This window comes from Halomarina halobia (genome assembly GCF_029338575.1).
In the GTDB taxonomy this organism is placed as follows: Archaea; Halobacteriota; Halobacteria; order Halobacteriales; family Haloarculaceae; genus Halomarina; species Halomarina halobia.
On record NZ_CP119992.1, the window covers coordinates 2,530,862 to 2,544,928 of the forward strand.

The 14,067-nt window shown below is 69.8% G+C and carries 16 protein-coding genes; 14 read left to right on the forward strand and 2 right to left on the reverse strand.

All coding sequences use genetic code 11. The features are described from left to right. Positions 1-541 precede the first annotated feature (541 nt). The 8 genes from hemL (at position 542) to P1K31_RS13430 (ending at position 8,697) form a co-directional block, all read left to right on the forward strand. A complete protein-coding gene (gene hemL, locus P1K31_RS13395) occupies positions 542-1,882 on the forward strand; it encodes a glutamate-1-semialdehyde 2,1-aminomutase (RefSeq protein WP_276303829.1) in 1,341 nt (446 codons plus the stop codon). 114 nt (positions 1,883-1,996) lie between these two features. Continuing rightward, positions 1,997-2,425 carry a hypothetical protein gene (locus P1K31_RS13400; protein WP_276303830.1) on the forward strand — a complete coding sequence of 143 codons (429 nt, stop codon included), beginning with the start codon at positions 1,997-1,999 and terminating at the stop codon, positions 2,423-2,425. Between the two features lie 68 nt (positions 2,426-2,493). Beyond that, positions 2,494-3,597 (forward strand): hydroxymethylbilane synthase, encoded by a 1,104-nt coding sequence (hemC, locus tag P1K31_RS13405; protein ID WP_276303831.1) that lies wholly within the window; start codon positions 2,494-2,496, stop codon positions 3,595-3,597. Between the two features lies 1 nt (position 3,598). Then, a complete protein-coding gene (gene cobA / locus P1K31_RS13410; RefSeq protein ID WP_276303832.1) occupies positions 3,599-4,426 on the forward strand; it encodes a uroporphyrinogen-III C-methyltransferase in 828 nt (275 codons plus the stop codon). A gap of 222 nt (positions 4,427-4,648) precedes the next feature. Continuing rightward, a complete protein-coding gene (locus P1K31_RS13415) occupies positions 4,649-5,389 on the forward strand; it encodes a uroporphyrinogen-III synthase (protein ID WP_276303833.1) in 741 nt (246 codons plus the stop codon). Between the two features lie 102 nt (positions 5,390-5,491). Then, on the forward strand, positions 5,492-6,658 hold the full coding sequence (locus P1K31_RS13420) for an MFS transporter (protein ID WP_276303834.1): 1,167 nt from the start codon (positions 5,492-5,494) through the stop codon (positions 6,656-6,658). Between the two features lie 106 nt (positions 6,659-6,764). Continuing rightward, a complete protein-coding gene (gene recJ, locus P1K31_RS13425) occupies positions 6,765-8,183 on the forward strand; it encodes a RecJ family nuclease (RefSeq protein ID WP_276303835.1) in 1,419 nt (472 codons plus the stop codon). A gap of 292 nt (positions 8,184-8,475) precedes the next feature. After that, positions 8,476-8,697, forward strand: coding sequence for a hypothetical protein (locus P1K31_RS13430; protein WP_276303836.1), 222 nt, complete (start codon positions 8,476-8,478; stop codon positions 8,695-8,697). 59 nt (positions 8,698-8,756) lie between these two features. On the opposite strand, the gene P1K31_RS13435 is transcribed toward P1K31_RS13430, so the two are convergent. Continuing rightward, positions 8,757-9,107 carry a winged helix-turn-helix transcriptional regulator gene (locus P1K31_RS13435; protein ID WP_276303837.1) on the reverse strand — a complete coding sequence of 117 codons (351 nt, stop codon included), beginning with the start codon at positions 9,105-9,107 and terminating at the stop codon, positions 8,757-8,759. A gap of 127 nt (positions 9,108-9,234) precedes the next feature. Here P1K31_RS13435 and P1K31_RS13440 point away from each other — a divergent pair, with 127 nt between their 5' ends. The 5 genes from P1K31_RS13440 to P1K31_RS13460 all read left to right on the forward strand — a co-directional run bounded on the left by P1K31_RS13440 (position 9,235) and on the right by P1K31_RS13460 (position 12,555). Next, complete coding sequence (locus P1K31_RS13440) at positions 9,235-10,173, forward strand: ring-cleaving dioxygenase (protein ID WP_276303838.1); 939 nt, start codon at positions 9,235-9,237, stop codon at positions 10,171-10,173. Beyond that, a complete protein-coding gene (locus P1K31_RS13445; RefSeq protein WP_276303839.1) occupies positions 10,170-10,820 on the forward strand; it encodes an alpha/beta hydrolase in 651 nt (216 codons plus the stop codon). Before P1K31_RS13440 ends, P1K31_RS13445 begins: the two co-directional genes overlap by 4 nt. Before the next feature lie 178 nt (positions 10,821-10,998). Then, the gene (locus P1K31_RS13450; RefSeq protein WP_276303840.1) at positions 10,999-11,691 is read left to right on the forward strand and encodes an exonuclease/endonuclease/phosphatase family protein; all 693 of its coding nucleotides are present in this window, start codon (positions 10,999-11,001) and stop codon (positions 11,689-11,691) included. Positions 11,692-11,818: 127 nt separating this feature from the next. Continuing rightward, positions 11,819-12,139, forward strand: a complete 321-nt coding sequence (locus P1K31_RS13455) for a DUF5783 family protein (RefSeq protein ID WP_276303841.1) — start codon at positions 11,819-11,821, stop codon at positions 12,137-12,139. Between the two features lie 50 nt (positions 12,140-12,189). Next, on the forward strand, positions 12,190-12,555 hold the full coding sequence (locus P1K31_RS13460) for a NifU family protein (protein WP_276303842.1): 366 nt from the start codon (positions 12,190-12,192) through the stop codon (positions 12,553-12,555). A gap of 247 nt (positions 12,556-12,802) precedes the next feature. On the opposite strand, the gene P1K31_RS13465 is transcribed toward P1K31_RS13460, so the two are convergent. Continuing rightward, positions 12,803-13,681: a ketopantoate reductase family protein gene (locus P1K31_RS13465; protein ID WP_276303843.1), complete on the reverse strand. Its 879-nt coding sequence runs from the start codon at positions 13,679-13,681 to the stop codon at positions 12,803-12,805. A 226-nt stretch (positions 13,682-13,907) separates the two neighbouring features. Here P1K31_RS13465 and P1K31_RS13470 point away from each other — a divergent pair, with 226 nt between their 5' ends. Further along, positions 13,908-14,066, forward strand: a complete 159-nt coding sequence (locus tag P1K31_RS13470) for a DUF7563 family protein (RefSeq protein WP_254545546.1) — start codon at positions 13,908-13,910, stop codon at positions 14,064-14,066. Position 14,067: the final 1 nt, after the last annotated feature.

Genomic DNA, 14,067 nt, shown 5'->3' on the forward strand with positions numbered 1-14,067 from the left:
GCGACGCCACGCCCCGCGACCCCCGGCCACGGCGTCGCCTGTTCGCCAAGACGCGTTGCTAACACGTCGCTAGCGTCGCGCTTCGCGTCGCTGACAAGCGCAGGATAACATCTCTCCGGCGACCAGGTCTCACCTCCTCCGCCGGACGAATACTGCGAGTTCAGCGTGCTCCCCCTCGCCGTCGGCTCGCGGGAGCTCCGGGGATCGGGTGCGTCAGCTCGCTCGCGGCGAATCCGCCGGCGATATCGGAAAAGCTCATCTGGCGACGGCGAACCCGATTTCCACCGTCGCACTACGAGTTCCCACCGCGACCGAGTGAACGCAGTGAGCGAGGGAGCGGACCGACAAACCCCCGAAGGAGCGCAGCGACTGAGGGGGTGAGGAGGATTTTGGTCCTTCCAGAACCGCTCGCGGTTCTGGAAGCCTGTGAGACGCGACGCGTCTCACAATGCAGATTTTGCCAGCGGGCGGCGAAGCCGCCCGCGCAGCAAAAGGCGGTGGTTGAGAAACGTCTTTGCCGGCCCCGTCCGAACCCCCGCTCATGAACCGCGAGACGTCTCGTGACCTCTACGACCGGGCGCTGTCGGTCATGCCCGGTGGCGTCAACTCCTCCGTGCGAGCGGTCCAGCCGTACCCGACGTTCGTCCGGCGTGGCGACGGTGCGCACGTGATCGACGTGGACGGCAACCGCTACATCGACTACGTGATGGGCTACGGCCCGCTGCTGCTCGGCCACGACCTGCCCCAACCTGTCGAGGCGGCGATCCAGCGCGCCGCGAGCGAGGGACCGATGTACGGCGCGCCGACCGAGGTCGAGGTGGACCTCGCGGAGTTCGTCGTCCGGCACGTCCCGAGCGTCGAGATGATCCGCTTCGTCAACTCCGGCACCGAGGCGACGGTGTCGGCGGTGCGCCTCGCGCGCGGGTACACCGGGCGGGACAAGATCGTCGTCATGCGGGGGGGCTACCACGGCGCACAGGAGTCCACGCTCGTGGAGGGCGATGCCGAGCACCCGACGCCCTCCACGAGCGGCGTGCCGGCGGCGTTCGCGCGCGAGACGATCCCCGTGCCGTTCAACGACGAGGAGGCCGCCCGGGAGGTGTTCGAGCGCCACGGCGAGGAGATCGCGGCGGTCCTCGTCGAGCCGATCCTCGGCAACACGGGCATCACGATGCCCGTCGACGGCTACCACGGGACGCTGCGCGACCTCTGTGACGAGTACGGCTCGCTGCTGATCTTCGACGAGGTGATCACCGGCTTCCGCGTCGGCGGCCTCGAGTGTGCCCAGGGGACGTTCGGCGTCACGCCCGACCTGACCACGTTCGGGAAGATCGTCGGGGGCGGGTTCCCCGTCGGCGCGATCGGGGGTCGCGCGGAGATCGTGGAACACTTCTCGCCCGCGGGTGACGTCTTCCAGTCGGGAACCTTCTCGGGGCACCCGGTCACCATGGCTGCCGGCCTAGAGACGCTCAAGTACGCCGCCGCACACGACGTGTACGACCACGTGAACGCGCTCGGCGAGCGGTTGCGCGAGGGGCTCGTCGACGTCGTCGCCGATCACGCGCCCGAGTACACCGTCGTCGGCACCGACAGCCTATTCAAGGTGGTCTTCACGCGCGCGAGCACGCCCGCCCAGGACCAGGCGTGCACCGCGGGTTGCGCGCAGGATCCCGACTGCGCCCGCTACGAGCAGTGTCCCAAGACCGGCGGCGACGTGCGCCGCGCGGAGACCGAGCGCTGGGAGCGCCTCTTCCGCCCGTTCATGGCGGAGCGCGGGATCATGCTGACGGCGAACCAGTTCGAGTGCCAGTTCGTGAGCTACGCCCACACCGAGGAGGACGTGGAGGAGACGCTCGAAGCGTACGAGGCGTACTTCGAGTGACGCCCCGATAGCCCCGAGGGGCGGGAATCGGGTCGGGACGCCGTCTCCGACGGCCGCGTCGGTGCGACGGTCGACCCACTAACGCTTATCGCCTCGGAAGCGAGTGTTACCGACATGGAGCATCCCGTCACGACCACCGACCGCGCGGCCGTCGAGTCGCGCTGGTGGCTCGTCGTCGCGGCCGCCGCGGCCTTCTGGGTGCTCGCGTTCGCCGTCGGTGCGCTCGCGTTCCTCGTCGGAATGGCGGCGTTCGTCGGCGGGTTCTTCCTCGACCCGTCGCTCTTCCTGCCCGGCGCGTTCGGCCTCGCGCTCCTCGTGATCGTCCCCTTCGTCCTCCTCGGCTTCGCACTCGCCGTCGCGCTGCCCGTCGCGCTCTACTTCGACGCGACGGCCGTCCGCGGGGCGGCCGTCGGCTGGGAGCCGGATCCCGTGCTCTACGCGCTCGTCGCCGTCGTCGGGCTGTTCGCCCAGGGGGTGCCGATCCAGCCGGCGGTCGCGGTCTACTACCTCTACCGCCGTCACCAGCACGTCGGCGAGCCGTGAGTGAGCGAGGACCGCGGCCCGGGGCGGTCATAGAACCGCTTTTCCCTCCCGACTGCCGAGGGACGCGTATGACTGCACGCGGCCAGACGCTCCGCCTCGCCACGCGCGGGTCGACGCTCGCGCTCCGACAGGCGGGGGAGGTACGGGCCGCCCTCGAATCCCCCCGACGGACGGTCGAACTCGTCGAGGTGGAGACGCGGGGCGACCAGATCCGGGACGAACTCATCCACCGCCTCGGAAAGACCGGCGCGTTCGTCCGCAGCCTCGACGAGAAGGTGCTCGCGGGCGAGGTCGACGCCGCCGTCCACTCGATGAAGGACATGCCGACCGAGTTCCCCGAGGACCTCGTCGTCGCCGGCGTCCCCGCCCGGGCGAGCGCGCGCGACGTGCTCGTGACGCCGGACGGCACCGCGCTCGCGGACCTCCCCGACGGGGCGACCGTCGGGACGGGAAGCCTCCGTCGGAAGGCGCAACTGCTCGCCGCCCGGCCGGACCTCGACGTGCGACCGCTCCGGGGTAACGTCGACACTCGCGCCGAGAAGCTGCTCGCGCCGTCGCTCCAGCGCGAACACGAGGCGCGCCTCGAAGCCGAGGAAGCGGAGGAGGGCGAGGAGGGGGAGGACGGCCCCTACGAGCGAACCACCGAGGAGTGGTTCGACGACCGCTCCGAACTGGAGCGGCGGGCGCTCGGCCGCGAGGTCGAGACGGCGTTCGACGCCATCGTCCTGGCCGAGGCGGGGCTGTACCGCTCGGGGCTGACGAACCACCTCTCGTTCCGGCAGTTCTCCCCAACGGCGTTCGTCCCCTCGGCCGGACAGGGCGCGCTCGCGGTGACGGCGAGCGACGCCGACGTCGCCGAACGCCTGCGCGACGCGCTCGATCACCCGCCGACCCGGGTGACGACGACCGTCGAGCGCACGGTGTTGAAGCACCTCGGCGGCGGCTGTATCGCCCCGATCGGCGTCCACGCGCGCCTGCAGGGCGAGCGCGTCACCGTCGTCGCGCGCGTGCTCGCCCCCGACGGCAGCGAGGAGGTGCGCGAGACGCGCTCGCTGTCGGTCGAGAAGCACCCCGAGGAGGCCCGCCGCTTCGCCGAGGCGCTCCGCGAGCGCGGCGCGGCCGACCTGATCGAGGACGCCCGCCGGACGACGGAGGGCACCCGCGAGGAGTGAGATGAGCGATACGCCTCCCGAGACGCGCGGGTCGCGCGAGACCGACGACGACGCCCACGAACCCGACGCGGTCGGTCGCGTCTACCTCGTCGGCAGCGGCCCCGGCGACCCCGACCTGCTCACGGTGAAGGCCCGCCGACTGCTGGCGGCGGCCGACGTCGTCCTCCACGACAAGCTACCGGGACCCGACGTGATCGACCTGATCCCCGAGGGGCGGGGCGAGGACGTCGGCAAGCGCGCCGGTGGGGAGCGCACCGCCCAGGAGTACACCAACGAGCGCCTGGTCGAACTCGCCCGCGAGGGGAAGACCGTCGTCCGGCTGAAGGGCGGCGACCCGTTCGTCTTCGGGCGCGGCGGCGAGGAGGCCGAGCACCTCGCCGCGCGCGGGATCCCCTTCGAGGTCGTCCCGGGGGTCACCAGCGCCGTCGCCGGGCCGGGGGTCGCGGGAATCCCCGTCACCCACCGGGATCACGCCTCGTCGGTGACGTTCGTGACGGGCCACGAGGACCCGACCAAGGCGGAGTCCGCGGTGAACTGGGAGGCGCTCGCGGCGACCGGCGGCACGCTCGTCGTGCTGATGGGCGTCGGGAGGCTCCCCGACTACGTCGGCGCGCTTCGGGCGGCCGGGATGGCCCCCGAGACGCCCGTCGCGCTGATCGAGCGGGCGACGTGGCCCGACCAGCGCGTCGCCGTCGGCACGCTCGCGACGATCGTCGAGGTGCGCGATCGCGAGGGGATCGAACCGCCCGCTATCACCGTCGTCGGCGAGGTGGCGGCGACCCGCGAGCGCGTGGCCGAATTCCTCGAGAACGAGGTGAACGATCGATGAACGCGCCGCTTGAACGAGTGAAGGAGCCGGGAGAGGAATCGAGAACGCCTTCGAAGCCCTCGCACTCTCGACTCGTGCACCTCGCTGCGCGCGCTCGCTCGCTACGCTCGTTCGCGTGCTTGCGTCGGCATACTTCGCCGAGAACGCTCGCCCTTCGAGTCCGCCAGGGGTGCCGGACGCGGGGGATCGTACTGGCGGATGGCACGCCCGAGGTGATGTCCCGTGCATAGGGTAGCTGTCTTCCGCCCCGACGACGAGCGCCTCGCGCGGGCGTGCGATCTCCTGCGCGACCTCGACGCCGTGCCCGTCACCGACCCGATGCTCGCAGTCGAACCGACGGGCGCGATCCCCCGCGAGGACGCCGACTGCGTCGTCCTCACGAGCAGGACCGGTGCGGAACTCGTCGCCGAGGCGGGGTGGCGTCCGGCCGACGACGCGGCGGTGTGCGCCATCGGCGAGCGGACCGCGGACGCGCTCCGGCGGGCGGGCTACCGGGTCGACCTGATCCCCGAGGAGTTCTCCTCCGCGGGCCTGGTGGCGGCGCTGCGCGACCGCGCGGCGGGGGCGCGCGTCGAGGTCGCCCGGAGCGACCACGGCTCGTCGGTGCTCACCGACGGCCTGAACGACGACGGGGCGTACGTCCACGAGACGGTCCTCTACCGCCTCGTCCGCCCCCCCGAGTCGGGCGACTCGGCCGAACTCGCCGCCGCGGGCGACCTCGACGCGGCGCTCTTTACCTCCTCGCTCACCGTCGCGCACTTCCTCGACGCCGCGGCGGAGCGCGGCGTGCGCGAGGCGGCCGTGGCGGGACTGAACGGGGCGGTCGTGGGCGCGATCGGGGAACCGACCCGCGACCGGGCCGCGGCGGCGGGCGTCGAGGTGGACGTGGTGCCGGAGACGGCGACGTTCGAGGCGCTGGCGCGCGCGGCGGTCGAGCGCCTCGGGAGCGCGGACGGCGGGTGAGGGACTCGCCGGCGGGGAGCCGTCGAGACGGGTGACCGCCGGGACTCGTCAGGGTTATCGGGCGGTGCTCTGTACCGCGATGTGAGGTGCTTCTGGACTCCCGTGTCGGGTGAGGGTAACTGGCGTTCGGTCGCGGCCGTGGCGGGCTGGCAGACCGCCGCGAGCCTCTGTTACTACAGCGTCTTCGCCGCGACGGGGTTCGTCCGCGAGGCGTTCGACCTCTCGGCGGCGCTCGTGGGCGTGTTCCTGACGGCGGCGATGGTCGGGTACACGGTCGCGCTCTTTCCCAGCGGCGCGGCCGTCGACGCGCTGGGCGAGAAGCGCGTGATGCTCGTCGGCCTCGTTGGACTGGCGGCGGCCGCCGTCGGCGTGTCGTTCGCCCCCTCCTACGCGCTGTTGCTCCTCGCGGGCGCGGCGCTCGGCTCGGCCTACTCGACGGCCATGCCCGCCTCGAACCGGGGGATCGTCGCCAGCGCACCCGCCGGCCGCGAGAACCTCGCCATGGGGCTGAAGCAGGTCGGCGTCACCGCCGGGAGCGGGGCGGCCTCGCTGGTCGTCACCGGCGTCGCGGCGGTCGCGGCGTGGCAGGCGGGCTTCTGGGTGATCGCGGCGGTCGCGGGCGGCTACGCGCTCGGCTTTCTCGCCCTCTACGATGGGACCGAGGGGTCGGGAACCGTCGCGCCGCCCGACCTCTCGGGGCTGGGCGCGAACCGCGCGTACGTCCTGCTCGTCCTCGCGGGGTTCTTCGTCGGCGCGTCGATCTTCACCACCCTGGGGTACGTCATCCTCTACGTGGAGGACGTGGTCGGCCGGAGCGCCGCCGTGGGCGGGGTCGTCCTCGCGCTCGCGCAGGTGACCGGGAGCCTGGGCCGCGTCGGCGCGGGCGGCCTCGCCGACCGACTCGGCGGCGCGCGCGGGGCGGCCACCGTCGCGCTCGCCCAGGTCGCGGTCGCGGTCGGCCTGTTCGCCCTCCTCGCGCTCGAGATCGAATCGCTCCCCGTGACGGTCGCGCTGTTCGCGGGCGTCGGCGTCTCCGTCCTCGGGGCGATGGGGGTCTTCTACTCCTGCATGAGCGACCTCGTCGACGTCGACGAGGTAGGCGCGGCGACCGCGGGCGGCCAGACGGCCATCAACGTCGGGGGCATCGTCGCGCCCCCGGCGTTCGGGCTGCTCGCGGATTCCGCGGGCTACGCGGCGGGGTGGGGCCTGCTCGCCGGGTGCGCGCTGCTCGCGACACTGCTGCTCGCTGGCGTTCGGAGACGGGCGTGAACGCCCGTACCCCGCACGCCGGCGACTCGGACTCCGGGCGACCCCACTGGCGCGGACACGATCCCGGAACGAGAGTTTAAATCGGAGACGGGTCGTACCTCCTACCGTGACCGGTCCCGTCCCCGAACTCGCAGACTGCGCCGACGCCTGCGCCGAGCGACTGCGCGAGGCCGACTCGGTCCTGCTGGCCTCCCACATCGACGCCGACGGACTCACGAGCGCCGCGATCGCGAGCACCGCGCTCGCGCGGGCGGGCATCGACTTCGAGGCGGTGTTCAAGAAGCAACTCGACGCCCACGAGATCGCCACCATCGCGGCGACCGACTACGACACCGTCCTGTTCACCGACTTCGGGAGCGGACAACTCGACGACGTCGTCCGCCACGAGGAGCGCGGGGACTTCACCCCCGTCGTCGCGGACCACCACCAGCCCGCGGACGCGGACACCGAGTTCCACCTCAACCCGCTGCTCTTCGGTATCGACGGCGCGAGCGAGCTCTCCGGGGCGGGCGCGGCGTACGTGCTCGCGCGAGCGCTGGGTAGCGACGGGCGGGCGAGCGCGGCGAACGCGGACCTCGCGGCGCTCGCGGTGGTGGGTGCGGTGGGCGACATGCAGGCCGCGGACGGCGCGCTCTCCGGCGCGAACGAGGCGATCGTCCGCGAGGGCGTCGAGGCGGGCGTGCTGGGGGAGGCGACCGACCTCGCGCTCTACGGTCGGCAGACCCGTCCCCTCCCGAAACTACTCGAGTACGCCGACGTTCCCATCCCCGGCATCGCCAACAGCCAGTCGGGCAGCGTCGCCTTCCTCTCCGACCTCGGCCTGGACCTGAAGGAGGACGGCGAGTGGCGGACGTGGGCCTCGCTCGATGACGAGGAGCGACGGACGGTCGCGAGCGCGCTGGTTCGCCGCGCCGTCGCCCGCGGCGTCCCCGCCCACCGGATCGACGGGCTCGTCGGCACCTCCTACACGCTGCTCGACGAGCGGACGGGGACGGAACTCAGGGACGCGAGCGAGTTCTCGACGCTCCTCAACGCCACCGCGCGCTACGAGCGCGCCGACGTGGGCCTCGCGGTCTGCCTCGGCAACCGGGACGGCGCGCTCGACCGCGCGCGCGACCTGCTTCGCAACCACCGGCGAAACCTCTCTGAGGGTCTGCGGTGGGTGCAGAACGAGGGCGTCACGCGCGAGGAGCACGTCCAGTGGTTCGACGCGGGCGCGCGGATCCGCGAGACCATCGTCGGCATCGTCGCCGGGATGGCCGTCGGCACGGACGGCATCGACCGCGACGTCCCGATCGTCGCCTTCGCCGAGAAGAGCGACGAGGAGACCAAGGTCTCGGCCCGCGGCACGCACGCGCTCGTCCGCCAGGGACTCGACCTCTCGCGGGCGATGAGCGAGGCGAGCGCGCGCGTCGGCGGTAAGGGCGGCGGACACGACGTCGCGGCGGGCGCGACCATCCCTGCCGGGAGCGAGCGGACGTTCGTCGAGTGGGTGGACCGCGTGGTCGGCGAGCAGATCGGCTAGCTCGGGCCGGCCGCGGCCGCGTTCCGCCGATACCGGTTTCTCGTCTGCTGTCGGTGAGCGACGGCGCAACTCGGACGATAAACTGCATTCCGCTATAGGAAATCCGGGTTACGGCGTGCGTCGCTCGGTGGATCCGCTCCGACGATATCGCCGAAACACGTGGTGAATTTCTGAATAACGAGATTCCGAGACCGACAATCGCTGGACAAAGTATCGGAACGATCGGTTATGGGTGTCCGTACTTGCATATTCGAGGACGATGCTTACCCGCGTCAAGGGCCAATCCACGCCCATGGCAACGAACGACTTCGGTACGCTCGGGTGGTTCTCGGTTGCGGGGGCGATCATCATGGGTGCGCTGTACGTCCTCGATGTGACGAACGTCGCCGACTCGATCCTCGACCCGGGCCTGACGCTCATCGTCGCGGTCCTCGCGGCGCTCGGCGCGTTCCTGTTCTGGGTCGGCAACGATCCGACGGCGGAGTCCGAGGGGGACTCCACGGAGACGACGTAGCGCCCCCTTCGAACCCTCGATTCGCCGTTTCTCCGCCCGAGACGCTCGCTCGTCGGGAGCTACGCGTCCGGTTCGACGACCGACTCGCCGAGCCACCGCTCGGCCCACGCCTCGATCTCGTCGAAGACGGGACAGAGCGACCGTCCCTTCTCGGTGAGGCTGTAGTAGGTCGCGATCGGCGCGTCCTCCTCGACCCGGCGGTGGACGAATCCCGTCTCCCGGAGGTCGTCGAGCACGCGCGAGAGCGTCCGCGAACTCGCGCCCGTCGAGCGCTTCAGTTCGTTGAACCGCTTCTCGCCGTCCTGGAGGTCGTGGAGGACGATGAGCCGCCACTGCGAGCCGATCTGCTCGAGCGAGTCGATCACGAAGCACGCCTCCTCGCTGTACCGGTCGTCCGTCGCTGATGGCACGGATGTCACCTGGTGACGGCTACGTCCGCGAACGCATATAGCGGTTCGGATGCGTATCAGGTAACGTAGTTACACTACACTGGGGAACCGCCCCCGTCGACACACCATCGCTGACACTACCGACACCATGACCGACACCATTCCCGGAATCCATCACGTGACGTCCATCGCGAGCGACCCGCGGGAGAACGTGGACTTCTACACCGAGGTCCTCGGCCTGCGCCTCGTGAAGCGGACGGTCAACTTCGACGACAAGTTCACCTACCACCTCTATTACGGCGACGAGACGGGGACGCCCGGGACGATCCTGACGTTCTTCCCGTTCGTCGGGGCGACGCGCGGCACCGTGGGCGTGGGCCAGGCGAGCGCGACCGCGTTCGTCGTCCCGCCCGACGCGATCGACTACTGGCTCGACCGCCTCGACGACCTCGACGTCGATCGGGACGATCCCGAGCAGCGGTTCGACGAGACGGTGATCCCGCTGCGGGATCACGACGGCCAGCCGCTCGAACTGGTCGCCGGGGAGTCGTCCGTCGAACCGTGGGCCGAGGGTCCCGTCCTGGCCGAGTACGCGATTCGCGGCTTCCACGGCGTGACGCTCCACTCGGCCGATCCCGAGTCGACCGCCGCCGTCCTCGAGACGATGGGCTACGAGCGCGAGGCGTCGGACGGCGATCGCGTGCGGTACCGCGCCCCCGGCGACCGGGCGAGCGTCGTCGACCTGCTCGCGCGGGAGGGGCCGCGAGGCCGCCAGGGCGTCGGCACCGTCCACCACGTCGCCTTCCGCACGGCGACCGACGAGACCCAGCGGGAGTGGCGCGAGCGGCTGACGAACGCCGGCCTGTCCGTCACGCCGGTGAAGGATCGCCAGTACTTCCGCTCGATCTACTTCCGCGAACCCGGCGGCGTCCTCTTCGAGATCGCCACCGACGCGCCGGGGTTCACCCGGGACGAGGACGCGGCGGAACTGGGTTCCGACCTGAAGCTTCCGCCGTGGCTGGAGGCGGACCGGGAGACGATCGAGAAACAGCTGCCGCCGATCTCGACCCGGGGTGAGACGGCGTGAGCGACGCGTCCGGCCCGCACCAGGGCCAGCCGCTCGCTAGCGCGGGCACGCCGCTCGACGCCGCGGACGCCGCAGTCGTGCTCGTCCACGGCCGCGGAGCCACGGCCGAGAGCATCCTGGAGATGGCGGCGGAGTTCCACGCGCGCGGCGTCGCCTACCTCGCGCCGCAGGCGGCGGGCAACAGCTGGTATCCCTACTCCTTCCTCGCGCCGATGGAGCGGAACGAGCCCGGTCTGTCCTCCGGACTGCGAGCGGTCGGCGAGGGAGTCGAGACGGCCGCTGACGCCGGCGTCCCTCCCGAGCGGGTCGTCCTCGTCGGCTTCTCACAGGGGGCCTGTCTCGCCTCGGAGTTCGTCGCCCGGAACGCCCGGCGGTACGGCGGGCTCGCGGTCCTGAGCGGCGGTCTCATCGGCTCGGGGGGCACGCCGAGGGACTACGACGGGTCGCTCGACGGCACGCCCGTCTTCCTCGGTTGCAGCGACGACGACCCGCACATCCCCCTCGAACGGGTGACGGAGACGACGCGCGTCCTCGAGAACCTGAACGGGGACGTGACGGAGCGCATCTATCCCGGAATGGGCCACGGGGTGAACCGGGACGAACTCGACGCCGTGGGCGGGCTGGTCGCGGGCGTCGCGACGGATTGAGGAGCGCGCTCCGACCGTACCTGTCCTACTAGTCCTGAATTCCAGAAATTATGCAACAACACCACTACGACCATCCCGCCAACGTCTAACTCCTGATATGAGCTCCCGTTTCTTGAGTTGAATGCGATAGAAAATACCAATACAAAGAAACGATAACGCGCAAAACATCTCATTAGACATGCGATTGGTCACGTGGAACTGCAATCAGGCATTCCGAAAGAAGCAACACCGACTCCTCGAACTCAAACCGGACATCGCAGTCGTGCCGGAGTGCGAGAATCCAGCAAAGAAGGGCGACTGGTCGGCGTTCACGGACTGGCGCTGGACGGGCGACAATCCACACCAAGGTCTCGCGGTGTTCACTAGAAATAACATTTCTATCACCGACACTACCGAGGTCGCTGAGGCCGACTACTTCCTCCATATCGAAACCGATTTTCTAGACGTTCTGGCCGTGTGGGCGATGAACGACCGGGAGAACCCGCGTCAACGTTACATTGGCCAAGTCTACACAGTCCTCATAAACCACCCAGAACTGGTTGACGAGAACACGACCGTCGTCGGCGACTTCAATTGGAATGTAAAGTGGGATGAATCCCCGAATAGCCCACTCTGCGGCGACTTTACCGACGTACGAGAGACGTTGAATGAGGCCGGACTCCAGAGCGCGTACCACGAGGCGCAAGGTAATGAATTCGGCATGGAGATGGATTCAACGTTCCATATGCACAAGAAGGAAAATCGGAGCTACCATATCGACTATGCGTTCGTCCCCGAACAATTGCTGAACCCGAGTCCGAGAGTCTCAATCGGTGAGTACAACAACTGGATCGAACTGAGCGACCATATGCCGCTTCTGATAGCGAACTAAGGTTTGCGAACCGTCGTTCACCGAACGCCGAAAACGGGGCAGCTACCCGACCCAATTCGATATAGCGACATACGGTACACGGCGGCCGACCGCCCGGTTTTTATCCCTCTCCGGCCGACCACCCGCCATGGCCGAGTTCGACCCGGAGCGGTTCGAGGACAAGTACGTCCACTACATGACGGAGCTCCAGGATGCGTACAGGCGGGCGTTCGACGTGATGAACGAGGAGTACGACTCGACGCTCGTCCACGCGATCGACCAGCAGATCCTGAACGAGTCCGAGCCGTTCTATCGGGACGGCGAGTTCCGCATCGAACTGCCGCCGAACCCCCACGACCGCCTGCACGGGGTCGTCGTCGAGCCCGACCGCCTCGACGCCGTCCTCGACCGCTACGTTGAGGAGCTCCGTGCGCAGCTCCGGCGGGTGTTCGGGCTCCAGGAGCGATAGCGGCCGGCGCGGTCCAAAGCCCTAAGGCGATAGACCCGATACGGAAAGGTATGAGCACGGAATCCGCCAAGACCGAGGACGACCTGCGCGAGGAGGTAACGAACTTCCTCCGACGCAACTTCCCGCAGATCCAGATGCACGGCGGGAGCGCGGCCATCACGAATCTCGACGTGGAGTCGGGGTCCGTCTCCCTCCAGCTGGGCGGGGCCTGCAGCGGCTGTGGCATCTCGCCGATGACGATCCAGGCGATCAAGACCCGCATGACGAAGGAGATCCCCGAGATCACCGAGGTCCACGCCGACACCGGCATGGGCGGCGGAGGCGGCATGGGCGGCACGTCCCCGTCGTTCCCCGGCGAGTCGCGCGGGGGCGGCCTCGACAGCGACGACGACGAGGGGCCACAGGCCCCGTTCTAAACGACCTTTTACTACGGGGTGCGCCGGGCGCACCCCTGTAAAAGCTCGACCAAAAGCACGGCGAAACCCCCTCGCTCGGGGGTTCCTTGGCCCGCTCGCTCCCTTCGGTCGCTCCCGGTACAATACACTGCGAGCGGTTGATATTTCAGCGTGGTCGTCTCTTGATCTATTTCCGGTGAGTACAATTCTATGACACGCTCAGTAACGTGATTCATCGGAATGATTTACACCGATAGCGCTCTCGCTGCTACCGCAGTCCGCGCTCCCGCTCCCACGCCCGCACGAGCGCCGCGAGCGTCGCGTTCACGGGGGCGTCGTCGCCGGCGACGACGCCGTTGATGCGATCGACCTCGGTGCGCCGCCCGCGCTCTACGTCCCGGCGCATCGAGGAGGTGTTTCGCGCGGTGTCGCCCGCGACGCGCTCGACGCTCGCGAGGGCCGTCTCGTCCGGGAGATCGACGCCCCGTCGGCGGGCCGCCCGGGCGACCTCGCGGGCGGCGGCGCGCATCGTCTCCCGGGCGGGGCCGTCCGGCAGCGCGCCGTTCGGTACCCGGGCGAGCGCGGTCGGGGCGTTGATGCCGGCGTTCACCGCGAGCTTCTCCCACTGACGTCGCGGCATGTCGTCGGCGACGACCGTGACGAGCCCCGCCCGTTCGAACGCCGTCCCGACCCGATCGGCGAGCGCGGAGCGCCCGCCCTCGCGCGGACCGAGCGCGATCTCGCCGACCCCGGTGCACTCGACCCGGCCGGGTTCGAGGAGGCGCGCGCCGTAGGTGCACGCCCCGGCGAGGACGGGCGCGTCGAGGTGCTCGGCGAGCGTCTCCTCGTTGCCGAGGCCGTTCTGCAGCGAGAGCGCGGCGTCGAGGTCGCACGCGGCCAGCTTGCGGCCGGCGTCGTCGGTGTCGAACGCCTTCACCGTCACGACGGCGAGGTCGGCCCGCGGGGGCGGGGCCGTGTCGGCCGCCGGCCGGACGATCCCCTCGACGGCCCCCTCCATCCGGAGACCGGCCTCGCGGACCCGGCGGACGTGCGGATCCCGTCCGACCAGCGTCACGCGGTGTTCGAGAGCGAGCAACCCCCCGACGAGGCTACCGAGGCTCCCCGCACCGAACACGACTACGTCCATACGCCACCTTTCCGAGGCGGACACATCAGTGCTCCGTCCCCCGCTCGACCCCGCTGGACGCGCGTATCACCGTCTGTGAGCTTCACGTAGCGGACAGGGAATGGTTATAACATATATGTCACGTACGCCGACGAAAGCGCTCTCGACCTCGTCTCCGTGGGTCTCCGGCGGCGCTCGCGTTGCGGAGACACCCATCGTTATAGTGGATGCGTACGTACCTGTACGCATGCCGGAATGCCAGAACTGCGGTTCCTTCGTGACGACTGCGTACGCGCGAGTCTTCACCCCCGACGGCGTCGAGAACCCGCGAGTCTGTCCCAATTGTGAGGACAAGATCCGCGAGGGGGCGGGCGTCCGCGAGGCCCGGTCCACCCGTCGCGCCTGAG